Source organism: Microbacterium croceum, from assembly GCF_023091245.1.
Lineage (GTDB): Bacteria > Actinomycetota > Actinomycetes > Actinomycetales > Microbacteriaceae > Microbacterium > Microbacterium croceum.
In genome coordinates this window covers 534,826-558,184 of record NZ_JAHWXN010000002.1, presented here as the reverse complement: position 1 = coordinate 558,184, position 23,359 = coordinate 534,826, and the positions used below count along the sequence as shown (strand labels likewise).

Sequence of the window (23,359 nt, the reverse complement as noted above, 5' to 3'; positions counted from 1 at the left end):
TCCATGGATGATTCTGTCGACCGCGCGATCGTCGCGGAGATCGCTCGTGACGGACGCGCGACGCTCTCCCAGCTCTCGGATGCCGTCGGCCTCTCGGTGTCGGCTGTGCAGTCGCGGCTCCGGCGGCTCGAGACCCGCGGCGTGATCACCGGCTATCGCGCGATCCTCGACCCCGAGCTCGTGGGTACGCCCCTCTCCGCGTTCATCGAGATCACCCCGCTCGACCCTGCGCAGCCCGACAACGCCCCCGAGCTGCTGGAGCACCTCGACGCGATCGAGGCCTGCCACTCCATCGCCGGTGACGCCAGCTACATGCTCTTCGTGCGGGTGGCTTCGCCGCGCGCGCTGGAGGAGCTCGTCCGCGATATCCGCACGGCGGCATCCGTCAGCACCCGCACGACCGTCGTGCTGCAGACCTATTACGAGAACCGGCCGATCCTGCCCCTCGCCACCGAGGACGCAGTCGAGTCTTGACAAGCGCTCCGTCGGCATTGTCATCCGCTGTGCGCTCGGCGATGATGGCTGTCGCACCGCTGAACACAGGAGAGCTCATGTCCTTCCAGGCTTACCTCGACAACATCGAGACCAAGACCGGCCTCACCCCGCGCCAGTTCATCGAACTCGCGAAGGCGAAGGGGTTCGACGAGACGACCAAGGCGACGCCGATCGTCGCGTGGTTGAAAGAGGAGTACCAGTTGGGCCAGGGCCATGCGATGGCACTGGTGCACGTCATCACCAAGGGCCCGAAGATCGGCGACAAGCACGTCGGCAAGCCCGGGGCGCACGGCGACAAGAGCGACACGCTCTGGCTCGACGGCAAGGATTCCAACCCCGACGCCTGAGATCGCTCGCCGAGGCCGCGCGAAGCCGCGACCCTGTCGAGGGGTGTCATCAGCGCGCCCAGTAGGATTCCGAGCGTGGCAGCATCGTCGAAGCGCAAGAGTTCTGCGCGCACCAAGAGCACCCCGCGCACCCCGAGTCGCACCAGCGGCAACCCTGCTCGACGCCCCGTCGTCGAAGCCGGACCGGTCACGGCCGCGGACTGGATCGGCGCCGCGCGACTGCGCACGCTGCCGCTCGCCGCGGCTCCGGTCATCATCGGCTCCGGTGCGGCGCGCAGCACGGGACCGGAGTTCCACTGGGTGATCGCCCTCGCGTGCCTCGCCGTCGCGGTGCTGCTGCAGATCGGCGTGAACTTCACGAACGACTACAGCGACGGCATCCGCGGCACCGACGCCGTGCGCGTGGGACCGGCGCGACTGACCGCCTCGGGGCGGGTGAAGCCCCGCACGGTGTTGATCATCGGGCTGAGCTTCTTCGCACTCGCGGCTCTCGTCGGCCTCGCGATCGTGGTGCGCACCGAGCAGTGGTGGATGCTGGCGGTCGGTGCGGCTTGCATCGTGGCCGCGTGGTTCTACACCGGCGGCAAGCGGCCCTACGGCTACGCGGGTCTGGGCGAGGTCTTCGTCTTCGTGTTCTTCGGCCTGGTCGCCACGCTCGGCACCACGTGGGTGCAGGTGTTCCAGCTGCCGCAGCAGGCCTGGCTCGGGGCGGTCGCCGCCGGCCTGTTCGCCTGCGCCGTGCTGCTGGCGAACAATCTGCGCGACATCGATCAGGACCGAGAGGTCGGCAAGCGCACGCTCACCGTGCTGATCGGCCGCCGCGCGACCCAGGTGCTGTTCACGCTGTTCATCCTGGTGCCGTTCGGGATCGCCGTGTTCCTCGCGCTGGTGTTCCCGATCGCCTGGATCTCTCTGCTGGCGCTGCTGGCGGGACTGCCCGCGGTGCTGATCGTCTGGACCTACCGTCAGCCGCGCGAACTCGTGATCGCCCTCGCGCTCACGTCGCTGACGTCACTGCTCTACGCCGGCGCGCTGTTCTGGGCGTTCGCCGGCTGACACACGCGGGCAGCGGCATCCCGCCGGTTGAGGAGTGGTCGGGAGTGGTCGCTTCGCAGGGGCGGACGCGACGATATGCGACCGGTCAGTCGCGGGTAGTGGTGCCATCCTCCACGGCGGCACCCTCGACGACCGCGTCCTCGGCGTCGGCGTCGGCCTGGCGTGCGGAGGTGCGTCCCTCGCGGCGCTCGTGCAGTTCGGCGGACGCCTTCGACAGCGGCGCGCGCAGGAAGAGCATCGAGATGCTGGTGCCGATCAGCGCGGCGAAGATAGCCGCGAGCCACCAGAACTCCCGGAAGATCGGGAAGAAGAACCACATGATCGCGAGGGGGACGAGGAACGCCAGCAGCCGCAGCACGGTGTAGACGAGGAGGGGTGCAGGCTTCACCCCACCAGTCTAGACGCGCGGCCGCAGCTCAGCCTTCGAGCCCGATCCATGCGAAGGGGATGCCGCGGACCACGCGCTTGCGCGGATGCTCGCCCAGCGACCACAGCATCCTCGCCTCGGGGTCGAGCGCCAGGTCCTCGCAGCCGACGGGCAGCCGGTACGCGTGCGGGGTCAGGGCTCCGACCGGTCCTGACCACAGCGTGCCGGGTCGCATCCCGTCGGACTGCGACACGAAGACCTGGTCGCCCCCGCGCACCGCGCCCTGCATGTGGCCGATGCCCGGCACGAACCGGTCCTTCTCCTCGAACTCACCGTCTGCGCCGGACGGGATCGCGAACTCGCCGATACGACCGCGGTCATCCGAGCGGAACTCGCCGATCAGCACCCGCGGCAGGGAGATGCCGTCCTCGTCGTACACGCGGCCGAGGAAGGAGCAGCGCAGGGCGACCGGGTGCACCCGCGTGCGCACCGCCACGAGCGACCGCGCGCCGGGACGACGTCCCGAGATCCCGCGCACGCGTCGCGCGACGGCACCCCGCACCTCGTGCACCGCACTGAGGTCGAACTCCCAGATGCCCTGCGTGGTCGCCGCGACGAACAGCCGATCACCGAACCACGCGATCCCTCCGGTGTGGATGCGGGCGGGCTGCAGCTCGCCGTCCTCCTCGATCGCGAGGGCGATGTCGATGTGGCGGGAGCGCTGCAGGTCGATCAGCACCACACGGGAGGCGAGGTGACTGCCGCTGCGGTCCTGCCGGAACCAGCTCACCGCGAGAGTGCGTCGACCGCGCCACGCGCCCACATCGATGCCCTGCGGATACCACCGCGTGGTCCAGGCCCGTGCGGTGAACCAACGCAGTTCGTCCGTCTCGCGCACGCGGCGGCGCATCGGGCGACCGTGCGAGTGCCGAGACCAGAGCATCTGTCCATCGTCGCCGATCCGCGGGGGTCCCGTGACCAGGACACCCCGCGTTTACCGCGGCGTCAGCATCCCGCCATGCGCGACTGAGACCATGCGGGCACCGTCCACCCCCGGGAGTTCCGTGCGCAGACCGCTCGTCACCGTCATCCTGCCCGCGAAGGACGCCGGCGCGTACATCGCGACGACGCTGGAGACCCTGTTGCGGCAGTTCGACGACCCCTCGGCGCTCCAGCTCGTCGCGATCGACGACGGCTCCCACGACGGGACTGGGGATCTCATGCGCCGCTACGCCGCGCGCTTCGCGAATGCCGAGGTGATCGTGAATCCTGCGCCTCGCGGACTCGCGAGCGCCCGCAACCAGGGGCTCGCGCTCGTCGAGGCCGAGTCGTTCTGCTTCGTCGACGGCGACGACTGGATGCAGCCGGGGCGCCTGGCCGTGCTGGCGACGCGGTTGCGGGACCTCGGTGCCGATTTCGTCCGTACCGACCATGTGACGGTTCGCGACGGGGTGCGTACGCTCGTGCGGGCACCGCACCCGTGGCGCGAGCAGCTCGTGCCGCCGCGTGAGGCGATCCTTCCGGACACGGAGTCGACGATGGTGGACTACCCGTTCGCGTGGGCGGGGATCTTCCATCGCCGGGTGATCGACCACGGCCTGGCCGGGTTCTCGCCCGGGCTGTTCACGGCGGAGGACCGGCCCTGGATCTGGCGGCTGCACCTGCAGGCGGAGTCCTTCGCGGTGGTGGATGCCCCGGCGCTGCTCTATCGTCGCGGTGTCTCGACCTCGTTGACACAGGTGCGCGATCGACGACAGCTGGATTTCGCCCGGGCCATGTCGGAGGTCGTCGACCTCGTCGAGATCGATCCGGAGTCGCAGCGGTTCCTGCCCAAGGCGGTGTGGACGGCGCTCGCGCTCAGCTCTCATCATCTGGTGCGATCGCGTCGGATGCCCCGCGCGCTGCGCGGCGAGATGCGGGCCGCGATCCGCGGCCTGCTCGAGCGTCTGCCGCACGCCGAGGTGCAGGCGGCGGTGGCCCGGCTCGACGGTCCTCGCCGCCGAGTGCTCGCCTCCAGCCTCCGCGGCTCAGGGCAGGCGCGATGACTCAGCTGTTCGCGGTGCACAGCACCTACGGACTCGCGACCGCCGTCGCGGCGATCGATGAGGGCCTTCTCGGCGACGCGGCGGACCGCGTGCTCGTCCCCTTCGTCTCGGCCCGGGTGCCCGAGACCGTGGTGGGCATCGGCATCGACCCGTCGCTGGAATCGCTGCGGGGGCGATTCGACCGCGTCGAAGACCTCGGGGTGCTGCTGGGAGCGCAGCATCCGAGCGACTGGCAGCCGTCCGACGCGGATCTGCCGCTGCTGGAGAAGCTGCTCACGCGCGCCTGGGGTATCGACCCCGGCGACCTGGAGCTGTTCGTGCAGAGCCCTCAGGTGGCGCCCGCGCGGACGCTGATGTCGATCTTCCCGCGCGCGCGGCTGTCGATCATCGGCGACGGGCTGATGACCTATTCGCCGATGCGGGTCGCACTCGGTCGTTTGGTCGCCGCGCGGATCGGGCAGGTCGTGTACGCCGACGTGGTGCCGGGAGTGCGGCCGCTGGTCGGATCGCCTTTCGCGACCCCGCTCCCGGTGCCGCCGAGTCGCTTCCAGCAGGTGCTGCGCGAGACCGACTCCGGTGCACCGGTGGTCGATGCCTCGGGTGCGGCGCTGGACGACGCGGTGCCGACCGTGCTCGTGCTGGGCCAGTACCTGTCGGCGCTCGGGCTGCTGTCCGTCCGCGAGGAGGCGGCTCTGCACCGCGACCTGGTCGATCGCGCGATGACGTGGTCGCCGCAGCGAGTCGTGTTCAAGGCGCACCCCGCCGCGCCGCCGCTGCAGTCGGATGCCGTCAGAGAGCGGGTTCTCTCGCTCGGGCTCGAGTACGCCGAGTATCGCGGAGCGCTGCCCGCCGAGGTGCTCGCCGAGCGGATCGACGCGGTCGCCGTGGTGGCGGGGTTCTCGACCGCGCTGCCGACCGTGCGGGCGACGCTCGGCATTCCGGTGGGATCGGCGGGGACGACGCGCCTCCTCGCGCGGTTGGCGCCCTTCGAGAACAGCAACCGCGTGCCGCTGGCGATCGTCGATGCACTCACCCGCGACGATGTCCCCGCCGCGGATCCCGCGCACCTGCAGCTGCTGATCGATGCGCTCGGCCACGCCATGCAGCCGGAGATCGCCGGGCACCTGCGGCCGCGGGCCGAACTACTGCTGCGTACGCTGGCCCCGTCGGAGCGCGACCGCTACTTCGCCCCCGAGCGGCTGTCGCTCCTGCGTCTGCCTGGAGCGCCCGCCGAGAGGCCGGTGCGACGGATGCTGCGCTCCGCGGGGGGAGTGGGGCGGGTGGAGCAGTGGCGGCTGACGGCTCTCGGGGCGCGGAACCGTGCAGCACGGGTGTGGCGAGTGATGCGAGGACGATGATGATCGACAACGCCGAACAGGTGATGACGGACGCGCCCCCGCGCACGGTGGCGATCATCCCGGCGCGCGGCGGGTCGAAAGGCGTCCCGCGTAAGAACCTGCAGCGCGTGGGCGGGATCGCCCTGGTGGCGCGGGGTGTGCGTTCGGCGCTGGCGGCGGGCATCGAGCGGGTGGTCGTGTCGACCGACGACGACGAGATCGCCGGTGTCGCGGCATCCGCGGGAGCACGCGTGATGCGCCGCCCCGCCGAGATCTCGGGTGACACGGCGTCGTCCGAGAGCGCGATCCTGCACGCGCTCGACGAGTTCGAGGCGCAGGGCGAGCACTACGACATCGTGGCCTTTCTCCAGGCGACGTCGCCGTTCATCCCGAGCGACGCGCTCGCCGCGGCCGTCGCCGAGGTCGCGGCCGGTCGTGCCGACAGCGTGTTCTCGGCGCACGCGACGTATGGGTTCCTCTGGCGCCGGGATACCGACGGCGCGGCGGTCGCGATCAACCACGAGGCCGCGCATCGTCCGCGGCGTCAGGACCGGGAGCCGCACCATCTCGAGACCGGCGCCTTCTACGTCTTCCGGGCGGATGGCTTCCGCGAGAGCAGGCATCGCTTCTTCGGCCGGATCCGCATCGCCGAGGTGCCGGAGTGGTCGGCGATCGAGATCGACGACGCGCAGCAGCTCGAGATCGCCAGGGCGCTCGCCGCGCGGCACGACAAGGTCGAGCGGATCGCCGTGCAGGCGGTCGTGACCGACTTCGACGGCGTGCACACCGACGACACCGCCCTCGTCGACGCGGACGGGCGGGAACGCGTGCGGGTGAGCCGCGAGGACGGGATGGGGGTCGCGCTGCTGCGCCGGGCGGGGCTGCCGATGCTGATCCTCTCCACCGAGGTCAACCCGGTGGTGCGGTCGCGAGCCGAGAAGCTGCGGGTGCCCGTGCTGCACGGCATCGACGACAAGGAGTCGGCGCTGCGTGGATGGGCGGAGGAGGTCGGCGTCGCGCTGCACGATATCGCGTATCTCGGCAACGACGTCAACGACCTTCCCGCGATGCGGATCGTGGGGTGGCCGGTGGCCGTCGCCGACGCGCATCCGCTCGTACTCGAGGAGGCGCGCGTCGTGCTCACCCGGCGCGGAGGACACGGGGCTGTGCGAGAGCTCATCGAGCGGGTGTTGTCGAGCTGACCGGTGCCGGTAACTCTTCGGTCGCATGGCGTTCACCCGCGAGGCGTAGCCAGGAGGGGCGGGGATCTCAGACCGCTCGACGACCGGAGGAATCATGACTGTCAGCATCGGATCGCGCGTCATCGGAGGCGGTCATCCCGCCTACGTCATCGCCGAGATCGGCCTGAACCACAATGGTGATGTCGATATCGCCCGGCGTCTGATCGACGTCGCCGCGCGCGCCGGGGCGGATGCCGTGAAGTTCCAGAAGCGCACCCCCGAGATCTCCACGCCCGAGCACATGCGCGACGTGCCGCGGGAGACCCCGTGGGGCACGATGAGCTACCTGGACTACCGTCGCCGGGTGGAGTTCGGCCGTGACGAGTACGTCGCGATCGGCGACCACGCCACGCTGCAGGGCCTGGACTGGTTCGCCTCGCCGTGGGACGTGCCGAGCGTCGACTTCCTGGAGGACCTGAACGTGGTGGCTCACAAGGTCGCCTCGGCCAGCCTCACCGACACCGAGCTGCTGCAGGCGCTGCGGGCGACGGGCAAGCCCGTGATCCTCTCCACCGGGATGTCGACGATCGCGCAGATCGACCGCGCGCTCGACACGCTCGGCACCGACCGTGTCGTGCTCATGCACGCCACCTCGACGTATCCGCTGGAACCGGAAGAGGCGAATCTCCGGGCGATCGCCACGCTGCGCGACCGCTACCCCGGCGTCCCGATCGGTTACTCCGGCCACGAACGCGGACTGCAGATCTCGCTGGCGGCCGTGGCCATCGGCGCGGTCGCTGTCGAGCGCCACATCACTCTGGACCGCACGATGTGGGGCTCCGACCACGCGGCCTCGCTGGAGCCGACCGGACTCGAGCACCTCGTGCGCGACATCCGCGTGATCGAGACGGCACTGGGTGACGGTGTCAAGCGCGTCTTCGACAGTGAGCTGGCCCCCATGGCGAAGCTGCGTCGCATCACCGCATGACAGGAGACCGCATGACCGGAGAGCGCATGACCGGAGAGCGCATGAGCGGGGCACCCAGGAGTCACGAGGGACTGCGGGTCGTCGCGATTGCCGATGCCGACTCGTTCGTGAAATGGTCGGCGTCGCTGCTCGGTGCGGTGCCCGGCATCCGTGCGCACCTGCTGCTGGTGCGCACACCTCTCACCGCGAGCGTCGATCAGCAGCGCACGGCGCTGGCCGGAACCGGCATGGCGGCCGATGCGGTCACCCGTGTGCGTTTCGCCGACGTGCAGGCCTGGCTCGAAGGGCAGCGGCCCGACGTCGTGCTGCTCGCCGGGCGTGGGCCGTTCGTACGATTGTTGGGGCGTGTGATCGACGCGCTCACCCACCGGCCGGTCACGATCTCCGGACTTCCCGGCATGGCGATCCCCGCGCAGCGCGGTGCCCTGGACTACCGCCGCCACACCGATCTGCTCATCCTGCACTCCCACCGCGAGCAGCGCGCCTTCGCGGAGCTGGGGCGACGCATCGGCGTGACGCTCCCCACCGCGCTCGCCACACTGCCCTTCGCGCGGCGGCGACAGCGGATGCTGAAGCCGGAGCACGTACGCGTGGATGCCGTGGCGCGGAGCCAGGGCGCTGTCGTGGTGGCCGAGCGTCCGTCGACTCCCGTCGCGGTGCGGCCCGCGGCCACCGACATCGTGTTCGCCGCGCAGGCCCTGGTGCCGGTCGAGCGCGCGGAGCGTGCGGAGATCGCGGCGATGCTGGTGCGTGCGGCCGAGGCCGATCCGGGAAGGCGCGTGGTCGTGAAGCTGCGCTCCCGGCCGGGGGAGTCCGAGACGCACCTCGAGTGCGCGCCCTATGCGGAGCTGTTGCCGGAGCAGCGACCCGACAACCTGGTCTTCTCCTACGACTCGATGGCCTCGGCGCTCGACAGCGCAGCCGGGCTCGTCACCGTGAGTTCCACGGCCGCGATCGAGGCGACAGCCCTGGGCATTCCGGTGATCGCGCTCGACTCGTTCGGGGTGAGCAAGAGCCTGTTGAACACGGTGTTCGTGGGGAGCGGGCTTCTCGGTGGGCGGAGCGAGGTCGTCGCGGGGAGGTTCCGGCATCCGCATCCGGACTGGCTGCGCGACAACTACTTCCACCCCGAATCCGAGTCGACGTGGTGGGAACGCGTCGAGCAGCTCGTCGCCCTCCGCCGCGCGGGGGCCCTGCCCGCGAAGCGTGTGCCGGCGGCACGCGGCGGCGCGCTGCACGACGCCTGGCATCGGGCGAGCGTGCTCGGCACCGAAGACCGCACCGTGCGGGGCGCGGCGGCACTCGCGGTCGGGGTCCCGGTCACGGGTGCGCTCGCCGCGGTGCGCCGGAGACGTCAGCCGGCCGACGGCGGCACCTGGTCCGACGCGTCCACGGACTACACGCTCGAACCGAACCCCTTCCAGGACTCTATTCGGCGGTAGGTGACTAGCGGGCGAGCAGGGCGCCGATCTGTCGGCGCACGTCGTCGGCGAGTTCGTCGACGGTGAGGCCGACCTTGAGGCTCGCACTCATCGTCAGGAACATGATGCCCGAGATGATCCGCGCCAGCGATGCGGCGTCGTCCTCGGTGACCGCCGGGTCGCGTCGCAGGATCGCGGCTGCCGCATCCTCCGTGGCCGCGACGATGCGCAGCGCTTCCGCGTGATGCGCGTCCGATGGGTCGCCGAACACCATCTCGCGCAGGTAGACGCGCCCGTTGTCGATCTGCACGCGATTGCACTCGATGATCGGACGCAGCAGCGCCATGAGCGCGTCGAGGGGATCGGAGATGCGCGCGGCCATCGCGATCCCCGACTCGAGCGCGACGGCGTAGTGCGTGTTCTGCACCAGCAGCAGCAGCTCACCCTTGGTCTTGGCGTAGAGGAACAGCGTGCCGGTGCCGACATCCGCCCGTTCGGCGATCTGCTGCGTCGTGACGTCGTCGATGCCGCGCTCCGCGAAGAGCTCGGCGGCTGCCGCGGTGATGCGCGCGAGCTTCTGCTGCTTGTTGCGCTCGCGGCGGCCCACGGCTGCGTCGGATGACATGGAACCTCCGGGAATAGAAACTGAGTGTGTTCAGTTATGAGTGAAGTCGCTTACGTGCGCACTCAGAATCCATTGTCGCAAAGAAGAGAGAACAGTCCATGCCTTCACTCACCGGATCCGTCGTCCTCATCACCGGAGCGAACGGAGGCATCGGCACGCAGTTCGTCGCCGAGGCGCTCGCGCGCGGTGCCGCCAAGGTCTACGCGACGGCCCGCACGCCGCGGACCTGGGATGACGAGCGGGTGGTGCCTCTCGCTCTCGACGTCACCGATCCCGCATCGATCAGTGCCGTCGTGGAGGCGGCACCCGATGTGACCGTGCTGATCAACAATGCGGGGGCGTCCGTGCCGACGGCCGGCATCCTGAGCCATTCGGATGACGACATCCGCAGCAACGTCGAGACCAACTTCCTCGGGCCGCTGTTCCTCGCGCGCGCTTACGCCCCGCTCCTCGCCGGTCGCCCCGGTGCCACGATCATCGACATCCACTCCGCGCTCTCGTGGTTCGCGGTCGCCGGGATCTACAGCGCCACGAAGGCGGCGCTGTGGTCGGTGACGAACTCGCTGCGGCTCGAGCTGGCGCCGGCGGGAGTGCACGTCGTCGGGGTGCACGTCGGCTACGTCGACACCGCGATGGCCGCGCACGTCGACGACCCGAAGACCGACCCCGCCGAGCTGGTGCGTGCCGTCCTCGACGCGACCGAGCGCGGCGAGTACGAAGTGCTCGCCGACGAGACCTCGGTGCAGGTCAAGGCGGGCCTGAGCGCGCCGCTGGAAGCGCTCTACCCGCAGCTCCGGGCCGCGGCGGCCTGATCCGCGACCGTCGATCGAGCAAAGGGAGAGCACGGAGTCATGCGCGCATTCGTCGTCGAGAAGTACAAGCAGCCGCTGGTCCTCAGAGACGTTCCGGAACCCGTGGTGGGGGACCGGGACGTCCTGGTCCGGGTCGAAGCGGCCAGTCTCAACCAGCTGGACGAGAAGATCCGCAACGGTGAGTTCGCGCAGATCCTGCCCTACGAGCTGCCGCTGATCCTGGGCAACGACTTGGCCGGCACGGTGATCCGCGTCGGCCGGCTGGTGCGGCGCTTCCAGCCGGGTGACCGCGTCTTCGCCCGGCCGGACGACTCCCGCATCGGGACGTTCGCCGAGCGGATCGCGGTTGCGGAGGCCGACCTCGCCCTCGTGCCCACGAGCATCTCGATGGTCGAGGCGGGCTCGCTGCCGCTGGTCGCGCTCACGGCGTGGCAGGCACTGGTGGAGCGCGGCGGGGTGGGCCCGGGGCAGAAGGTGCTCATCCATGCCGGTGCAGGGGGAGTCGGTTCGATCGCGATCCAGCTCGCTGCACACCTGGGGGCGACGGTGGCGACCACGGTGAGCGCGGCGAACGCCGCGTTCGTGCGCGAGCTCGGCGCCGACGTCGTGATCGACTACCGCGCGCAGGACTTCGCGGAGGAGCTGTCGGGCTACGACCTGGTGCTCGACAGCCTCGGTGGCGAGAACCTCGAAAGGTCGCTGCGGGTGCTGAAGCGGGGCGGTAGGGCGATCGGCATCTCCGGCCCACCCGATCCTGCATTCGCCGCAGCCCGGGGCATGAATCCACTCCTGCGGCTGGCGATCACCGCGCTCAGCCTGCGGATCCGCCGTCAGGCGAAGAAGCTCGGGGTGACCTACGAGTTCCTGTTCATGCGGGCGGACGGCGCGCAGCTCGGCGAGATCGCCGCCCTGATCGATCAGGGCGTGCTGCGGCCGGTGGTCGCGCAGACGTATCCGTTCACGCGACTGCCGGAAGCGCTGGCCGGGCTCGCCGGGGGAGGGGGTCGCGGCAAGACCGTGATCAGACTCGCCGACTGAGCGTGCGCCCGGCATCCGCCCGCCCAGGATGCCGCGCGCTGGTGCCCGGCCCGTCCCCGTGGATGACACCCTGCGTCATCCGTCGACTCCTGGCGTCATCTCAGGCGCCCTCCCTGGCTTTGCAGATCACGGCCGGGTAACGTCGTGCTCATCGCGGCGATCCGGGCGGTCCCGGGCCTCAGTTCATACCTGGTGGCGTTGCGGGTTCGACTCCCGCCGTCGCGTCCATGTCGGGAGCCCCGCTTGTCCTGATGATTCAGGGCTCGCGGGGCTTCTCCTTCGACGGCTGTGGTGGCACAGCCTCCTAGACTCGCAGCATGAGGCTCCTGGCATGAGAGACGTGACACGTCGCGGCCTGCTGCTCTCTTTGCTGCTCGGCGGTATCGCGGGATACGTCGACGCCATCGGCTTCATCGAGACGGGAGGCCTGTTCGTCTCGTTCATGAGTGGCAACTCCACCCAGGCGGGTGTCGAGGTCATCGCGCAAGGGGCGGGGGTGGTGTTCCTGCCGCTCTCGCTCGTCGCGGCGTTCGTCGTCGGCGTCACCGCCGGGGCTCTCATCGGTCGGCACGGACAACAACGGGCCTGGGCTGTGGCCGCATCCGCCGCCGCCGTCGCGCTCAGCGCCGGCCTTTCATTCCTGCTGCCCGACGGACCGTGGCGGTTTCTGCTGCTCGCGGCGGCGATGGGCGCGCTGAACACTCTGTATCTGTCGGAAGGACGCGCGCGGGTCGCGATCACCTATGCCACCGGCACGCTGGTGAGCCTCGGGTTGGCGCTCGCGGCACTGGTCACAGGGCGCTCGCGTACAGCGTGGCAGCGTCCCCTGCTGTTGTGGGGCGCGCTTGCGGGCGGAGCGGTCGTGGGCGCGGCGGCTCACCGGCTCGGAGGCGGGGTGGCCCTCCTGATCGCCGCCGTGGTGCTGGGTGCCGTGGCGATCGCGCTGGCCGCGTGCCGTGCGTCGCCCGCACGCCCCTGACGCGTCGACCCGCGGGTTCTCCCGGCGTCGCGTCAGGGCGCGGGGTCGTCCTTCTCGCGGGCGTCGGGGCGGGGATCCCGTCGATCGAGGGTCGCCCTGAGCTCCGCGTTCTCATCTTCGAGCCCCATGACCGTTCTGATGCCGGCCAGATTGATTCCGTCACTCTGGTGGTCGGCGATCCGTCGCATGCGGTCGATGTCATCCGCGCTGTAGCGCCGGGTTCCGCCGTCGGTGCGCGCCGGGAGGACCAGTCCTTTCCGCTCGTACAGCCGCAGTGTCGCCGGAGGCAGGTCGAGGAGTTCGGCCGCGACGCTCATGGTGTACACCGGCACGGCGCGGGAAGTCTGATCCATGAAGGGAGCATCTCGCATGGACTTGCATTTCGTCAAATCTGGGTGTAGAAAATATGCATCAGTTGATCCAGATCTATCCGGGTCGCGAGCCCACGACACACGGGCACCGCGACGGCAGGCGACGACAGGTATGGAGGTGATCGCGTATGGCGGCGATGTGCCAGGCGGATGACACGCAGGTGACTGCTGCGCAAGAAGAGTTCGCGGACATCGTGTCCGCGGATGCGGAGTGGATCGCGTCGGAGTTCGCGCAGATCGTGGCCGTCTTGGCGGCCGAGTCCACGGCGACTGCCACCGTGCCGCGCCCCGCAGAAGAGCGCGGCGCTCTCCGGGGCCGCCGAACAGCACCGGTCGTGGAGCTGTGGGTCCGAGCACTCTCCGAACGGGTGCGGGCGCCTCCGCAGGGGGCCGCCGCGCGCGGCCGTTCTCATCACCCGCTACGACCGGACGGCTCCTGACGCCGTCCTCCCATGGAAGGAGAATCTTTCACCATGTCGATGTCATTTGATCCTTTCAGCCAGCTGGACCGCATCGCCCAGAGCGTCTTCGACACCAGCCGGCAACCGCGCCTGATGCCGGTGGACCTGTTCCGTGAAGGCGACCGCTACGTCCTCAACGCCGACCTCCCGGGGGTGGACCCAGGGTCGGTGGATGTCGATGTCGACGGCCACCTCCTGACGATCCGCGCCGAACGCACCGAGGCGAACCGTGACAACTCGCGCTGGCTGGCACAGGAACGCCCGTTCGGGTCCTACGTCCGCCGCTTCACGATCGGTGACGACGTAGACGCGCAGGGCATCAGCGCCACCTACGACAACGGCGTGCTCAGCGTGGTGATCCCGATCGCCGAGCGTGCCAAGCCGCGCAAGATCCAGATCGATTCGGTCGGCTCTCACAACGCCAAGGCAGTGACGGCCTGACCGGTCAGGGCTCGCGCGAACGAGCCCTGACGTTCCGTGGGTGGTCGCAGCAACACCGCGACCACCCACGGGTGGCGTGACGCCTCGCGACCTGACGACCCCTCCCGGTCGTCAGGTCGTCACCGCGCGGATCGCCGCGTGAACACCAGGTGCACGACGCCGGAGGGTGACGGCGTCGCCGCGATGTCGAACCGCTCCTCGAGTCCTTCCAGTCCGTCCCACAGGCGTTCGCCGCGGCCGAGCACGATCGGCACGAGCACGATGTGCAGGTGGTCGATCAGGTCGGCAGCGAGGAACTGCCGCACGGTGTCGACGCCTCCGCCGATGCGGATGTCGCCGTCACCGGCCAGAGCACGCGCCTGCGCCAGTGCGTCGACGGGATCGGCGTCGACGAAGTGAAACGTGGTGCCTCCGGCCATCTCCAGCGTCGGTCGCGGGTGATGCGTCAGCACCACGACCGGAGTGCGGAAGACGGGCTCATCGCCCCACCACCCCTGCCACTCCTCGTCCTCCCACGCACCACGCTGCGGGCCGAACTTGTTGCGCCCCATGATCTCCGCGCCGATGCCGGGTCCCCACTGGCGGGCGAACGCATCGTCGACGCCGGTGGAGCCGGGGGTCGGACCGGGCAGTCCCATCTCGCGGAACGTGCGGGTTCCGAACGCCCACTGCATCAGGCGCGAGTCGGCGTGGCCGAACGGCGCCTCGAGGGTCTGCCCTTCGCCGGCGCCGAAGCCGTCGAGGGAGACCGAGAAGTTGTGCACGCGGACGAGGGACATGTCATCTCCAGGGGACTTGTCGAGTGTGCGACAAACGTACGGCGAAGGCCGAGCGATCGGCAACAGACGCTCGCGCGGCGCCTCACAGAGCCGCAGTGCCGCCCCTCCTTCAGAGCCCGAGCTGGTCGAGCCTCTCCTCGAACCGCACCTGCACGTCCTCCGGCTCGTCGTCGTCGATCTCGCTCCAGATCGCGTCGAGCTCCTTCTGCACCAAGGGGGGCAGTGCGGCGAACTTCTCGTCCCAGGCGGCGATCGGGGTCCAGTAGCCGACGACCTTGAAACGCGTCGCGGGCAGACCGAGCTCCTTGCGCAGATACTTGCGCACATCGCGCAGCGCGACCGTCTCGCCCGCCACCCAGACGTATCCCTCGTCGAGGGCGAGGCGGTCGTCGACGATGCCGCGTACCAGCTGCCCGAGCGCGCTCGGCCCCTGACCGTTGCCGCCCACGACCCAGGTGACCTCCACGTCGCTGCCGACCTCGAACGCGATCTGATCCTGCGCGCTGGGCACCTCGAGCACGACCCGGGTGCGCACGCCCTCCGGCGCCGCAGTGGCGATGCGCGCGACGGCGGGCAGACCGGTCAGGTCGGCCACGAGCACCTGCCAGGTGATGTCGGCCGGGGGTGCGTACAGGCCGGTCGGCGCGTTCAGCCCGAGCACATGGCCGGGCTCGGCGCGGGCGGCCCACGGACCGGCGACCCCCGCCTCATGGATGACGAAGTCGATGTCGAGCTCGCCGGCATCCGGACGCACACCGCTGACCGTGTAGGTGCGCATCGGGGCCTCCGGTGCCCCCTCCGGCGTCTCCCACCAGTCGCCGGCTGGCACGGGCAGCGAGACGTCGGTGGGATCCTCTCCATGCGGGAAGAACACGCGCACGTACTCGTCGCCGATGCCGGTGCTGAGGAAGTCGGCGACGCCCTCGCCGCCGAGGGTGATGCGCACCAGGTTCGGGGTGAGGGTGGTCGTGCTGCTGACGATGCCGCGGTGGATGCTCACGGAGTCTCCGTCTCTTCGTTCGGGGTGGGGGAGTGAGTGGGGGTGGTCGGGGCGTGCGCGGTCTGGGCGAGCCAGGAGTCGCGGTAGAGGCCGTCGGCGGCGAGGAGCTCCTCGTGCGTGCCGCGCTGCGTCGGGCGTCCGTCGGCGAACACGACGATCTGTTCGGCGGTCGTGGCCTGCTGCAGCCGGTGCGCGATGAGCAGCGCCGTGCGGCCCCTGCGCAGTGCGGTGATGGCGCCCTCGACCGCGTCGCGGTGATGCAGTCCGACGTCGGCGGTCGCCTCGTCGAGGATCACGACCGAGGGGTCGGCCAGGAACGCCCGTGCGACCGCGAGCTGCTGGATGCGGCCCTCGTCCATCGGCACGGCTGGTTCATCCGACGAGTCGGCCTCGGACTCCCGGTTCAGCGCATCGACCGCCCACTCAGCCCCGACCGCCCGCAGCGCGGCGACCATCTCGTCATGACTCGCCTCCGGTGCGACCAGTCGCAGGTTGTCGGCGATCGTGCCGCGGAACTGGTGCAGTTCCTGCGACAGGTAGTACGGCGCATCCGTGGTCGAGGCCAGATGCACGCTGCCCGAGGTCGCCGGGTGGTGGCCCGCGATCACCCGCGCGAGGGTGCTCTTGCCCGACCCGGAGGTGCCGACCAGCGCAGCGGTCGTGCCGGCGGGGACGTGCAGGTTCACGTCGCTGATGCCGCGGCCGGTGGTCGGGTAGTGGAACGTCAGGTCGCGCACCTCGATGCCCGCAGAGGCCGTCGGCACGGCATCCGGTTCGGCGACCTGCGCCTCGGAGGTCGCCGGGGCGAGGTCGATGACGCCCACCAGGCGTGCGAGTCCGATCGCCGCGCGCTGGATGTCGTCGAGGCTGAAGATCAACTGACCGACCGGGCCGAACAGGCGGTGGAAGAGCAGCGCCGCGGTGGTGACCATGCCGACCGTGATGGCACCGGCGGACTGCAGCAGGAAGCCCGTGCCGAGGATCGCGGCCAGACCGACCAGTTCGCCGCCGTTGATCCACCGGAACAGCCGATTCGTCACGCGCACGCCCTCGATCTGCATCCTGATCGAGGCCTCAGCTCGCTCGGACACGCGGGCGAGCGCGTGCTCCTGCTCGTTGAACGCGGTGAGCGTGTCGATGCCCTCGACCGCATCGAGCACTGCTTGACTGCGCGCGGCCTCGCGCACGCGCACCTCGCGGAACACGACACGCGACCGGCGCAGGAACGCCCGGGTGCCGAGCACGTAGAACGGCGCGGAGGCGACGCCCGCCAGCGCGAGCCAGGGGTCGAGCGCGGTCAGCGCGACCACCGAGACGGCGATCGCGAAGGCGGCGGACAACAGGGTCGGTGCGACGTTCCCACCGGCCTCGGCCACGGCGTCGACGTCGCCGGTGACGCGCGAGAGCAGGTCGGCGCTCTCGCCGTCGTCGACCGTGCTCACCGGCAGGCGCATGGCCGAGGTGAACACGTCTTCGCGCAGGGTGGCCAGCATGTCCTGCACCAGCCCCGTGAGCACCCGCACGGCCCACAGCATCACGGCGGCGGCGCCGATCGCGCCGGCGCCGGCTCCGACGACCCAGCCCGCGATGATCGCGAATCCGGCGTCGGATGACACGGCGTCGACGATGCGCCCCAGGCACGCGGGCATCACGATGCCCAGAGCGGATGCCGCGAGGAACAGCACGGCGACGCCGGTCGCCCTGCCCGGATGCTGCCGCAGCAGTGCTCGGACCACGGCGCGCACGCGGGCGCTGGAGGCGATCGGCAACAGGGGTGAGGTGGTGCCGGGGTCAGTCATGCTGTGCATCCTTTCCGTGGGAGGCGAGCTCGATGACCCGGTCGCACGCGCCGAGCAGCACGGGCGAGGTGGTGATGACGATGACGATGACGGTGTCGCTGTGCGCCGCCAGCGAGCGGGCGATGTGCGCCTCGGTGACGGCATCCACCGCCGAGGTCGGCTCGTCCAGCACCAGCACGTCGGCCTCCGCATGCAGCGCCCGTGCGATCCCGATGCGCTGGCGCTGTCCGCCCGAGAGGCGTCGGCCCGCCTCGCCGACCTGCGACTCCCAGCCGCCGACCTGCACGACGGTATCGTGCAGCGCCGCCATGTCGACGAGGGCCGGGTTCGGCGATCCGTCGATGCCGTGCCCGCGCACCGCCTCGCGCAGGGTGCCGCTCACGATCGTCTGCCCGTGCGGAGGAGCGACGACGCGGCGGCGGTACTCCACCGGATCCCACTCCGTCAGATCCCGCCTTTCGCCGTCGACGGCGAGTTGCACTCTGCCGCGCTCAGGCGGCGTGCGCAGACCGAGAAGCCGGGAGAGCGCCCGCGCGCTGTCGCTGTCGGCGGGGCGGATGCCGAGCAGCTCACCGTCCCGCACTTCCACGAGTGACTCGTACCCCGGGCCTGCACGGAAGGCGAGCACGATGTCATCCGCCGGGTCCGCGCGTCCCTCGTGTGAGGCCGGGCCGTCGAGCAGCTCTTCCGCATCGATGACCTCGGCGAGTCGCTTGGCCGAGGCGAGCTTGTGGATCCAGTTCGAGGGGAACGAGCCCGCATGGGCCAGGTAGCCGCTGATGAACTGGGCGAGGCCGAGCACGGTGACCAACTCGCCGATGCTGATGCGGCCCTCGGCAGCGAACCACGCCGACATCCCCGCCAGTGCAGTCGTCGCGACCGCGGCCAGCGTGCTGCTGATCGCCTCATACGAGGCGAGGGATCGACCGGCGGCCGTCGCGGCGCGCCGGGAGGTGTCGCTCGCGGCGACGTAGCGCCGCACGGCCTCCTCACGAGCGCCGATGCCCACGAGCACGCGGAATCCGCTCATGAAGTCGGCGGCGACGGCCCCGGCCTCGGTGGCTGCATGCTGTTCGGCGAAGCCGCGACGTTCGAGTGGACGCGACACGGCCCGCATCACGGACATCATCGCGATGGTCGAGCCGAACACGACGAGCGTCGCGACGGGCGAGATCACCAGCATCGCGAGCCCGGCCCCGATGATCGCGGCGATCGTGGAGCACTGCTGCGCCACCGACCAGGCCACACCGGCCACGCGATAGGTGTCGGAGGTCACGAAGGTCAGCGCCTCACCCGGGGACATCGTGCGGCGTGAGAGGCGGGGGTGCAGCATCCGCGACAGGGTGAGGTGGCGCAGTGCCTGCTCGCCGTAGCCGTAGATCGAGACCATCAGGCGGGAAGCGGACTGGTAGCTCGAGGTCAGCACCAGGAACGTCACGACCAGCACGCCGATCCAGATCGCGAGCGCGAGCGGATCGGCGGGGAGCACCGCGCGGTCGATCGTCGCTCCGATGATGACGGGGATCGTGGCCTCGGCCAGGGCGTGCACGATGAGCAGCGCCGTCGCTCCAGCCAGGGCGATGCCACGTCCTTCCGCCTTCAGCGCGATCCCGAAGAGCTGCCGCGGGGTGTTCGTCACGGCCTTCTCCTCCCGAGCGGGAGCACGAGCGGCGTGCCGGAGACCGGGTCGGTGATGACCTTGCAGGGAAGGTCGTACACGGCCTGCACGAGCTCGGCGGTGATGATCTCTCGCGGATCGCCTTGCGCCACGATGGCCCCGTCGCGCATCGCCACGAGGTGGGTCGCATAGCGCGCGGCGTGGTTGAGGTCGTGTAGGACGGCCACCAGGGTGGTGCCACTGCGGTGCAGATCCGCGAACAGCTCCATCAGCTCGATCTGATGCGCGATGTCGAGGAAGGTCGTCGGTTCGTCGAGAAGCAGGTGCTGGGTCTGCTGGGCGAGGGCCATCGCCACCCACACCCGCTGGCGCTGGCCACCCGAGAGCTCGTCGACCAGGCGACGCGAGAGATCCGTCACCCCGGTGGCCGCCATCGCTTCGGAGACCGCGCGCTCATCCGCGCTGCTCCACGTGCGCATCGCGCTCTGGTGTGGGAACCGGCCCCGCCCGACGAGGTCGGCGACCGTGATCCCGTCCGGCGCGATCGATGACTGGGGGAGGAGGCCGAGCTTGCGCGCGGCCTCCTTCGGCTTGAGGGAGCGCAGCTCGGCGCCGTCGAGCAGCACGGTGCCGGTGGTCGGACGCAGCAGTCGGGCGAACCCTCGGAGCAGGGTCGACTTGCCGCACGCGTTCGGTCCGATGATGATCGTGAACGAGTCGTCCGGCACCTCCAGCGACAGGTCGGAGATGATGGGGGTCTCCCCGTAGCCCAGCGTGATGTCGCGGGCCTGCAGCGAAGCGGTCATGCGTGTTCCTTTCAGGTGCGGCGCGCGTACTGGGAGGCCAGCAGCCAGGCGAGATAGAGTCCGCCGATCGAGACCGTCACGACGCCGACGGGGACGGCGACGAGCTGGGCGACCGCGTCGGAGACCACGACGAGGGCGGCGCCGGTGAGCATCACGGGGATGGTGCCCATGGGGGTGTTCGAGCGGGTGAGGCGCTGCGAGATCTGCGGAGCTGCGAGCGCGATGAACGAGATGGGCCCGGCGGCTGCGGTGACCAGTGCGACCAGGGCGACGCCGAACACCATTGCCGCGAGCCGCGTGCGACCGGGGCTGATGCCCAGCGCCGTCGCCGCGTCGTCGCCCATCTCGAGCACCGGCAGCGTACGGTTCAGCGGCAGTGACAGCAGGGTGACGATCGCGAACACGATCGAGGCGGGGATCAGCTGGTCGAAGCCGAGCGAGGCCAGTGAACCCGCTCCCCAGGTCGCGGCCATCATCGCCTTCTCGACGCTGACCGAGATCAGGATCCAAGAGGTGAGAGACCCGAGCCCTGCGGAGACGCCGATGCCCACGATGATCAGGCGGAACGACGACAGGGTGTTCTTGCTCGCCAGCACGTACACGAGCAGCGCAGTGATCAGTCCGCCGACGAGCGCGCCGACCGCCTTGAACATGTAGGTGTTGAGCTCGAGCACCACCATCATGAGCGTCACGCCGAACTGCGCGCCGATGCCGAAGCCGATGATGTCGGGGGAGCCGAGCGGATTGCGGGTGAGCGACTGGAAGATGCCGCCGGCGAGGGCGAGAGCCGCACCGCAGAGCACCGCGAACAGCACGCGCGGCAGCCGCCACTCGAAGACGACCTGGCGGATGTCGGGGTCGGAGGAGGGGTCGACGATGGCACGGATGACCGAGCCGAAGTCCACCTCGTAGGCGCCGATCGTCATCGACGCGAGACCCGCGACGATGATCACGGCGGCCAGCACCGCGCAGACCACGATCGAGCGCACCGGGATGAGCGTCGCGATGCGCGCGGTATCGATCCGGATCTGGCGGCGTCCGTGGTCGACGGGGGTGAGATCCGCGCCGACGTGCGCGGCGGCGGTGGCGGGGACGGCGGGGCGCTGGTCGATGCTCACAGTCCGCTCACCCGCTTGCGGCGCACGAGTGCGATCAGGAGCGGGGCGCCCAGCAGCGCGGTGACGATCCCGACGCGGAGCTCGCCGCTGGGGAGCACGATGCGGCCGAGGATGTCGGCGAACAGCAGGAAGGACGGACCGATGATCATCGAGTACGACAGCACCCAGCGTTGATCCGGGCCCGTGAACCAGCGGACGATGTGCGGGATCATCAGGCCGACGAAGGCGATGGGGCCGGCGGCGGCGACGCTCGTGCCGGCCAGCAGGGTGACCGCGATGATCACCAGCACGCGCGTGACCTGCACGCGGGCGCCGAGCGCCTGTGCCAGGTCGTCGCCGAGCGTCAGAGCGTTCAGTGAGCGAGCGCAGAGCAGCCCGATCACGAGGCCGGCGATGATCAGCGGCGCCGCCCAGGCGAGCTGGTCGAGAGTGCGTCCGCCGATCGAGCCGACGCCCCAGAAGCGCATGACCTGGAGAGTGCCCAGGTCGTGCAGCACGATCGCGGTGGTGAGACCCGTGAACGCCGCTCCGAGGGCGACCCCGGCGAGCGTCAGCTTCATGGGGGTCGCTCCGGAGGCCCCGAACGAGCCCAGCGCGTACACGAGGATCGTGAGCACGAAGGCGCCCGCCAGCGCGAAGGGCACATAGGCGCCGGGGGTGGTGAGCCCGAGCACGCCGACCGCGAAGGTGACGGCGAAGGACGCACCGGCGTTCACGCCCAGGATGCCGGGGTCGGCCAGGGGGTTGCGGGTGAAGGCCTGGATGAGCCCACCGCACACCGCCAGGGCGGCGCCGACGACGATGCCGAGCAGTGTGCGCGGGAGCCGCAGCTCCAGGACCATGAGGTGCAGCGCGTTCGCGTCGTCGTAGGCGAAGAGGGACTGCAGCACGGTGACAGGATCGATCGCACGGTTGCCGACCGCGAGCGAGGCGATGGTGGCGAGCACCAGCACCACCGCCGAGACGATCAGTCCCCGCACCAGCGTCCCGCGCCGGTGCGGGGAGCCGTCTGCACGACCCCCCGCACCTGTGTTCGAGACGTCCGTGCCGTCTTCCGTCGCCAGGGACATCTCGCGCGTCACTCTCCGGCGATGGTCGGCTCGCCCTGCAGCGCGGCTGCGAGGTCGTCGACGTACTTCGGGAGGATGTACTTCAGCGACAGCACGGTCGGGGCGCTGATCGCAGAGGCCTCAGCGGCATCGGCATAGATCACGTAGGAGCCGTTCGCGATCGGGTTCCAGCGCGAGACCACCTTGTTCTCGACCGTGTACTCGCCTTCGGCGGCGGTGCTGCCCCAGGCGGCGAACAGGTCGGCCTGCACGTCGTACAGCTTCTCCAGGCTGACGCCGGTGTACCAGTTGTCGCCCTCGGCGCTCGCAAGGAAGCTGTCCATCGAGGAGGTGGAGGTGAAGCCGAGCGCCTCGGTGATGCGCACGCGGGGGTCGTACTCCAGGTAGACGCCGAGGTCGGTGCCGCCCTCGTTCAGGGTCAGCCCCCACACGAAGGTCTTGTCCTGGAACTCGGGGTGCTCTCCGGCGAGAGTGCTGATCTGCTCCTCGGTCTCGGCGATCAGCTCCTCGGCCTTGGCATCCTCCGACAGCGCCTTGCCGACGGTGCGGGTCATTCCCTCCCAGGTGCCGGGGTTCCAAGGGCCTTCGATGTAGGGCACGGTGGGCGCGATCTCGCTCAGCCGCTCGTACTCGATGTCGCTCACGCCCGAGTACAGGCTGAGGATCAGGTCGGGCTTGAGGGCCTTGATCGCCTCGTAGTTGGGGCCGTCCTCGGTGAACGGGATGATCTCGGGGCTCTCGCCGTACTCCTCGGTGACGAAGTCCTCGAACCAGGGCTGGTAGCCGCTCTCGCCGGCGCCCCAGACCTCTTCGATGCCGACGGGGTTGGTGCCGAGGGCGGCGACGATGTCGGGCGTCATCCAGCCGAGGGCGACGACGCGCTGGGGCTTCTCGGGGATCACGGTCTCACCGTGGCCGTGCTCGATGACCACGCCGTCGGTGGATGTCGACGACGGGGCGGATTCGGTGTCGTCACCGGTGGTCGAGCATCCGGCCAGGGTGAGAGCGGCGGCGATGGCCGCGGCGACGAGCGCAGAGCCTCGTCGGATCTTCGGGCGCGCGAGAGCGTGCGACATGGTTCTCCTTCTGAGAGATGGGGAGGGGAGTGCCGCGTCGGCGCGGCGAGAAGTTAGGTAAGCATGCCCTAACAGAACGATGCTAGAACGCGGATGCTCGGGCAAGTGTCGATCGATGGACGACTTGTG

The 23,359-nt window shown here is 70.1% G+C and carries 25 protein-coding genes and 1 tRNA gene; 14 read left to right on the top strand and 12 right to left on the bottom strand.

Translation table 11 applies throughout. From position 1 onward, the window contains the following. Positions 1–3 precede the first annotated feature (3 nt). The 3 genes from KZC51_RS16820 to KZC51_RS16810 all read left to right on the top strand — a co-directional run bounded on the left by KZC51_RS16820 (position 4) and on the right by KZC51_RS16810 (position 1,898). Positions 4–474 carry an Lrp/AsnC family transcriptional regulator gene (locus tag KZC51_RS16820; RefSeq protein WP_247631151.1) on the top strand — a complete coding sequence of 157 codons (471 nt, stop codon included), beginning with the start codon at positions 4–6 and terminating at the stop codon, positions 472–474. A gap of 77 nt (positions 475–551) precedes the next feature. Then, positions 552–842, top strand: coding sequence for a DUF4287 domain-containing protein (locus tag KZC51_RS16815; RefSeq protein WP_247631150.1), 291 nt, complete (start codon positions 552–554; stop codon positions 840–842). A 75-nt stretch (positions 843–917) separates the two neighbouring features. Then, entirely contained in the window at positions 918–1,898 is a 981-nt protein-coding gene (locus KZC51_RS16810) for a 1,4-dihydroxy-2-naphthoate polyprenyltransferase (RefSeq protein WP_247631149.1), read from the top strand. 85 nt (positions 1,899–1,983) lie between these two features. Here KZC51_RS16810 and KZC51_RS16805 read toward each other — a convergent pair whose 3' ends face one another. Together KZC51_RS16805 and KZC51_RS16800 are read right to left on the bottom strand one after the other, a co-directional pair. Then, a complete protein-coding gene (locus tag KZC51_RS16805; RefSeq protein WP_247631148.1) occupies positions 1,984–2,286 on the bottom strand; it encodes a DUF4229 domain-containing protein in 303 nt (100 codons plus the stop codon). 28 nt (positions 2,287–2,314) lie between these two features. Then, positions 2,315–3,175, bottom strand: coding sequence for a hypothetical protein (locus tag KZC51_RS16800; RefSeq protein ID WP_247631147.1), 861 nt, complete (start codon positions 3,173–3,175; stop codon positions 2,315–2,317). A gap of 154 nt (positions 3,176–3,329) precedes the next feature. Here KZC51_RS16800 and KZC51_RS16795 point away from each other — a divergent pair, with 154 nt between their 5' ends. The 5 genes from KZC51_RS16795 to KZC51_RS16775 all read left to right on the top strand — a co-directional run bounded on the left by KZC51_RS16795 (position 3,330) and on the right by KZC51_RS16775 (position 9,258). Next, the gene (locus KZC51_RS16795) at positions 3,330–4,310 is read left to right on the top strand and encodes a glycosyltransferase family 2 protein (protein ID WP_247631146.1); all 981 of its coding nucleotides are present in this window, start codon (positions 3,330–3,332) and stop codon (positions 4,308–4,310) included. Next, a complete protein-coding gene (locus KZC51_RS16790) occupies positions 4,307–5,668 on the top strand; it encodes a polysialyltransferase family glycosyltransferase (RefSeq protein ID WP_247631145.1) in 1,362 nt (453 codons plus the stop codon). The genes KZC51_RS16795 and KZC51_RS16790 overlap by 4 nt, the downstream gene beginning before the upstream one ends. Beyond that, positions 5,665–6,849 carry an acylneuraminate cytidylyltransferase gene (locus KZC51_RS16785; protein WP_247631144.1) on the top strand — a complete coding sequence of 395 codons (1,185 nt, stop codon included), beginning with the start codon at positions 5,665–5,667 and terminating at the stop codon, positions 6,847–6,849. The genes KZC51_RS16790 and KZC51_RS16785 overlap by 4 nt, the downstream gene beginning before the upstream one ends. Positions 6,850–6,943: 94 nt before the next feature. Beyond that, complete coding sequence (locus KZC51_RS16780; protein ID WP_247631143.1) at positions 6,944–7,816, top strand: N-acetylneuraminate synthase family protein; 873 nt, start codon at positions 6,944–6,946, stop codon at positions 7,814–7,816. 11 nt (positions 7,817–7,827) lie between these two features. Then, positions 7,828–9,258 carry a DUF6716 putative glycosyltransferase gene (locus KZC51_RS16775; protein ID WP_247631142.1) on the top strand — a complete coding sequence of 477 codons (1,431 nt, stop codon included), beginning with the start codon at positions 7,828–7,830 and terminating at the stop codon, positions 9,256–9,258. Positions 9,259–9,262: 4 nt separating this feature from the next. Here KZC51_RS16775 and KZC51_RS16770 read toward each other — a convergent pair whose 3' ends face one another. After that, a complete protein-coding gene (locus KZC51_RS16770; RefSeq protein WP_247631141.1) occupies positions 9,263–9,862 on the bottom strand; it encodes a TetR/AcrR family transcriptional regulator in 600 nt (199 codons plus the stop codon). Positions 9,863–9,960: 98 nt separating this feature from the next. On the opposite strand from KZC51_RS16770, the gene KZC51_RS16765 reads away from it, so the two are divergent. The 4 genes from KZC51_RS16765 to KZC51_RS16750 all read left to right on the top strand — a co-directional run bounded on the left by KZC51_RS16765 (position 9,961) and on the right by KZC51_RS16750 (position 12,691). Then, positions 9,961–10,674 (top strand): SDR family oxidoreductase, encoded by a 714-nt coding sequence (locus KZC51_RS16765; RefSeq protein WP_247631140.1) that lies wholly within the window; start codon positions 9,961–9,963, stop codon positions 10,672–10,674. 39 nt (positions 10,675–10,713) lie between these two features. Continuing rightward, complete coding sequence (locus tag KZC51_RS16760; RefSeq protein WP_247631139.1) at positions 10,714–11,712, top strand: NADP-dependent oxidoreductase; 999 nt, start codon at positions 10,714–10,716, stop codon at positions 11,710–11,712. Between the two features lie 152 nt (positions 11,713–11,864). Further along, positions 11,865–11,940, top strand: a tRNA-Met gene (locus tag KZC51_RS16755). A 103-nt stretch (positions 11,941–12,043) separates the two neighbouring features. Further along, the gene (locus KZC51_RS16750) at positions 12,044–12,691 is read left to right on the top strand and encodes a DUF1275 family protein (protein WP_247631138.1); all 648 of its coding nucleotides are present in this window, start codon (positions 12,044–12,046) and stop codon (positions 12,689–12,691) included. A 32-nt stretch (positions 12,692–12,723) separates the two neighbouring features. On the opposite strand, the gene KZC51_RS16745 is transcribed toward KZC51_RS16750, so the two are convergent. Then, positions 12,724–13,044, bottom strand: coding sequence for a MerR family transcriptional regulator (locus KZC51_RS16745; protein ID WP_247631137.1), 321 nt, complete (start codon positions 13,042–13,044; stop codon positions 12,724–12,726). Between the two features lie 179 nt (positions 13,045–13,223). Here KZC51_RS16745 and KZC51_RS16740 point away from each other — a divergent pair, with 179 nt between their 5' ends. Both KZC51_RS16740 and KZC51_RS16735 read left to right on the top strand, forming a co-directional pair. Further along, on the top strand, positions 13,224–13,502 hold the full coding sequence (locus KZC51_RS16740) for a hypothetical protein (protein ID WP_247631136.1): 279 nt from the start codon (positions 13,224–13,226) through the stop codon (positions 13,500–13,502). A 33-nt stretch (positions 13,503–13,535) separates the two neighbouring features. Continuing rightward, positions 13,536–13,964, top strand: a complete 429-nt coding sequence (locus tag KZC51_RS16735) for an Hsp20/alpha crystallin family protein (RefSeq protein ID WP_247631135.1) — start codon at positions 13,536–13,538, stop codon at positions 13,962–13,964. A 119-nt stretch (positions 13,965–14,083) separates the two neighbouring features. Here KZC51_RS16735 and KZC51_RS16730 read toward each other — a convergent pair whose 3' ends face one another. The 8 genes from KZC51_RS16730 to KZC51_RS16695 all read right to left on the bottom strand — a co-directional run bounded on the left by KZC51_RS16730 (position 14,084) and on the right by KZC51_RS16695 (position 23,230). Next, on the bottom strand, positions 14,084–14,743 hold the full coding sequence (locus KZC51_RS16730) for a dihydrofolate reductase family protein (protein WP_247631134.1): 660 nt from the start codon (positions 14,741–14,743) through the stop codon (positions 14,084–14,086). A 109-nt stretch (positions 14,744–14,852) separates the two neighbouring features. Next, a complete protein-coding gene (locus KZC51_RS16725) occupies positions 14,853–15,743 on the bottom strand; it encodes a siderophore-interacting protein (RefSeq protein ID WP_247631133.1) in 891 nt (296 codons plus the stop codon). Then, positions 15,740–17,542, bottom strand: a complete 1,803-nt coding sequence (locus KZC51_RS16720) for an ABC transporter ATP-binding protein (RefSeq protein WP_247631132.1) — start codon at positions 17,540–17,542, stop codon at positions 15,740–15,742. Before KZC51_RS16720 ends, KZC51_RS16725 begins: the two co-directional genes overlap by 4 nt. Beyond that, on the bottom strand, positions 17,535–19,181 hold the full coding sequence (locus KZC51_RS16715) for an ABC transporter transmembrane domain-containing protein (protein ID WP_247631131.1): 1,647 nt from the start codon (positions 19,179–19,181) through the stop codon (positions 17,535–17,537). The genes KZC51_RS16720 and KZC51_RS16715 overlap by 8 nt, the downstream gene beginning before the upstream one ends. Beyond that, positions 19,178–19,966, bottom strand: a complete 789-nt coding sequence (locus tag KZC51_RS16710) for an ABC transporter ATP-binding protein (RefSeq protein WP_247631130.1) — start codon at positions 19,964–19,966, stop codon at positions 19,178–19,180. Before KZC51_RS16710 ends, KZC51_RS16715 begins: the two co-directional genes overlap by 4 nt. Before the next feature lie 11 nt (positions 19,967–19,977). Next, positions 19,978–21,084, bottom strand: coding sequence for a FecCD family ABC transporter permease (locus tag KZC51_RS16705; RefSeq protein ID WP_247631129.1), 1,107 nt, complete (start codon positions 21,082–21,084; stop codon positions 19,978–19,980). Further along, a complete protein-coding gene (locus KZC51_RS16700) occupies positions 21,081–22,154 on the bottom strand; it encodes a FecCD family ABC transporter permease (protein ID WP_247631128.1) in 1,074 nt (357 codons plus the stop codon). Before KZC51_RS16700 ends, KZC51_RS16705 begins: the two co-directional genes overlap by 4 nt. 8 nt (positions 22,155–22,162) lie before the next feature. Next, the gene (locus KZC51_RS16695) at positions 22,163–23,230 is read right to left on the bottom strand and encodes an ABC transporter substrate-binding protein (protein WP_247631127.1); all 1,068 of its coding nucleotides are present in this window, start codon (positions 23,228–23,230) and stop codon (positions 22,163–22,165) included. Positions 23,231–23,359: the final 129 nt, after the last annotated feature.

What these genes read in the sequence shown, in the direction of transcription:
- KZC51_RS16820 (WP_247631151.1), top strand. Translation starts at nt 4, where the DNA reads ATGGATGATTCTGTCGACCGCGCGATCGTCGCGGAGATCGCTCGTGAC.
- KZC51_RS16815 (WP_247631150.1), top strand. Translation starts at nt 552, where the DNA reads ATGTCCTTCCAGGCTTACCTCGACAACATCGAGACCAAGACCGGCCTC.
- KZC51_RS16800 (WP_247631147.1), bottom strand. Translation starts at nt 3,175, where the DNA reads ATGCGCCGCCGCGTGCGCGAGACGGACGAACTGCGTTGGTTCACCGCA.
- KZC51_RS16790 (WP_247631145.1), top strand. Translation starts at nt 4,307, where the DNA reads ATGACTCAGCTGTTCGCGGTGCACAGCACCTACGGACTCGCGACCGCC.
- KZC51_RS16785 (WP_247631144.1), top strand. Translation starts at nt 5,665, where the DNA reads ATGATGATCGACAACGCCGAACAGGTGATGACGGACGCGCCCCCGCGC.
- KZC51_RS16780 (WP_247631143.1), top strand. Translation starts at nt 6,944, where the DNA reads ATGACTGTCAGCATCGGATCGCGCGTCATCGGAGGCGGTCATCCCGCC.
- KZC51_RS16775 (WP_247631142.1), top strand. Translation starts at nt 7,828, where the DNA reads ATGACCGGAGAGCGCATGACCGGAGAGCGCATGAGCGGGGCACCCAGG.
- KZC51_RS16770 (WP_247631141.1), bottom strand. Translation starts at nt 9,862, where the DNA reads ATGTCATCCGACGCAGCCGTGGGCCGCCGCGAGCGCAACAAGCAGCAG.
- KZC51_RS16765 (WP_247631140.1), top strand. Translation starts at nt 9,961, where the DNA reads ATGCCTTCACTCACCGGATCCGTCGTCCTCATCACCGGAGCGAACGGA.
- KZC51_RS16760 (WP_247631139.1), top strand. Translation starts at nt 10,714, where the DNA reads ATGCGCGCATTCGTCGTCGAGAAGTACAAGCAGCCGCTGGTCCTCAGA.
- KZC51_RS16750 (WP_247631138.1), top strand. Translation starts at nt 12,044, where the DNA reads ATGAGAGACGTGACACGTCGCGGCCTGCTGCTCTCTTTGCTGCTCGGC.
- KZC51_RS16745 (WP_247631137.1), bottom strand. Translation starts at nt 13,044, where the DNA reads ATGGATCAGACTTCCCGCGCCGTGCCGGTGTACACCATGAGCGTCGCG.
- KZC51_RS16735 (WP_247631135.1), top strand. Translation starts at nt 13,536, where the DNA reads ATGTCGATGTCATTTGATCCTTTCAGCCAGCTGGACCGCATCGCCCAG.
- KZC51_RS16730 (WP_247631134.1), bottom strand. Translation starts at nt 14,743, where the DNA reads ATGTCCCTCGTCCGCGTGCACAACTTCTCGGTCTCCCTCGACGGCTTC.
- KZC51_RS16720 (WP_247631132.1), bottom strand. Translation starts at nt 17,542, where the DNA reads ATGACTGACCCCGGCACCACCTCACCCCTGTTGCCGATCGCCTCCAGC.
- KZC51_RS16710 (WP_247631130.1), bottom strand. Translation starts at nt 19,966, where the DNA reads ATGACCGCTTCGCTGCAGGCCCGCGACATCACGCTGGGCTACGGGGAG.
- KZC51_RS16700 (WP_247631128.1), bottom strand. Translation starts at nt 22,154, where the DNA reads ATGTCCCTGGCGACGGAAGACGGCACGGACGTCTCGAACACAGGTGCG.
- KZC51_RS16695 (WP_247631127.1), bottom strand. Translation starts at nt 23,230, where the DNA reads ATGTCGCACGCTCTCGCGCGCCCGAAGATCCGACGAGGCTCTGCGCTC.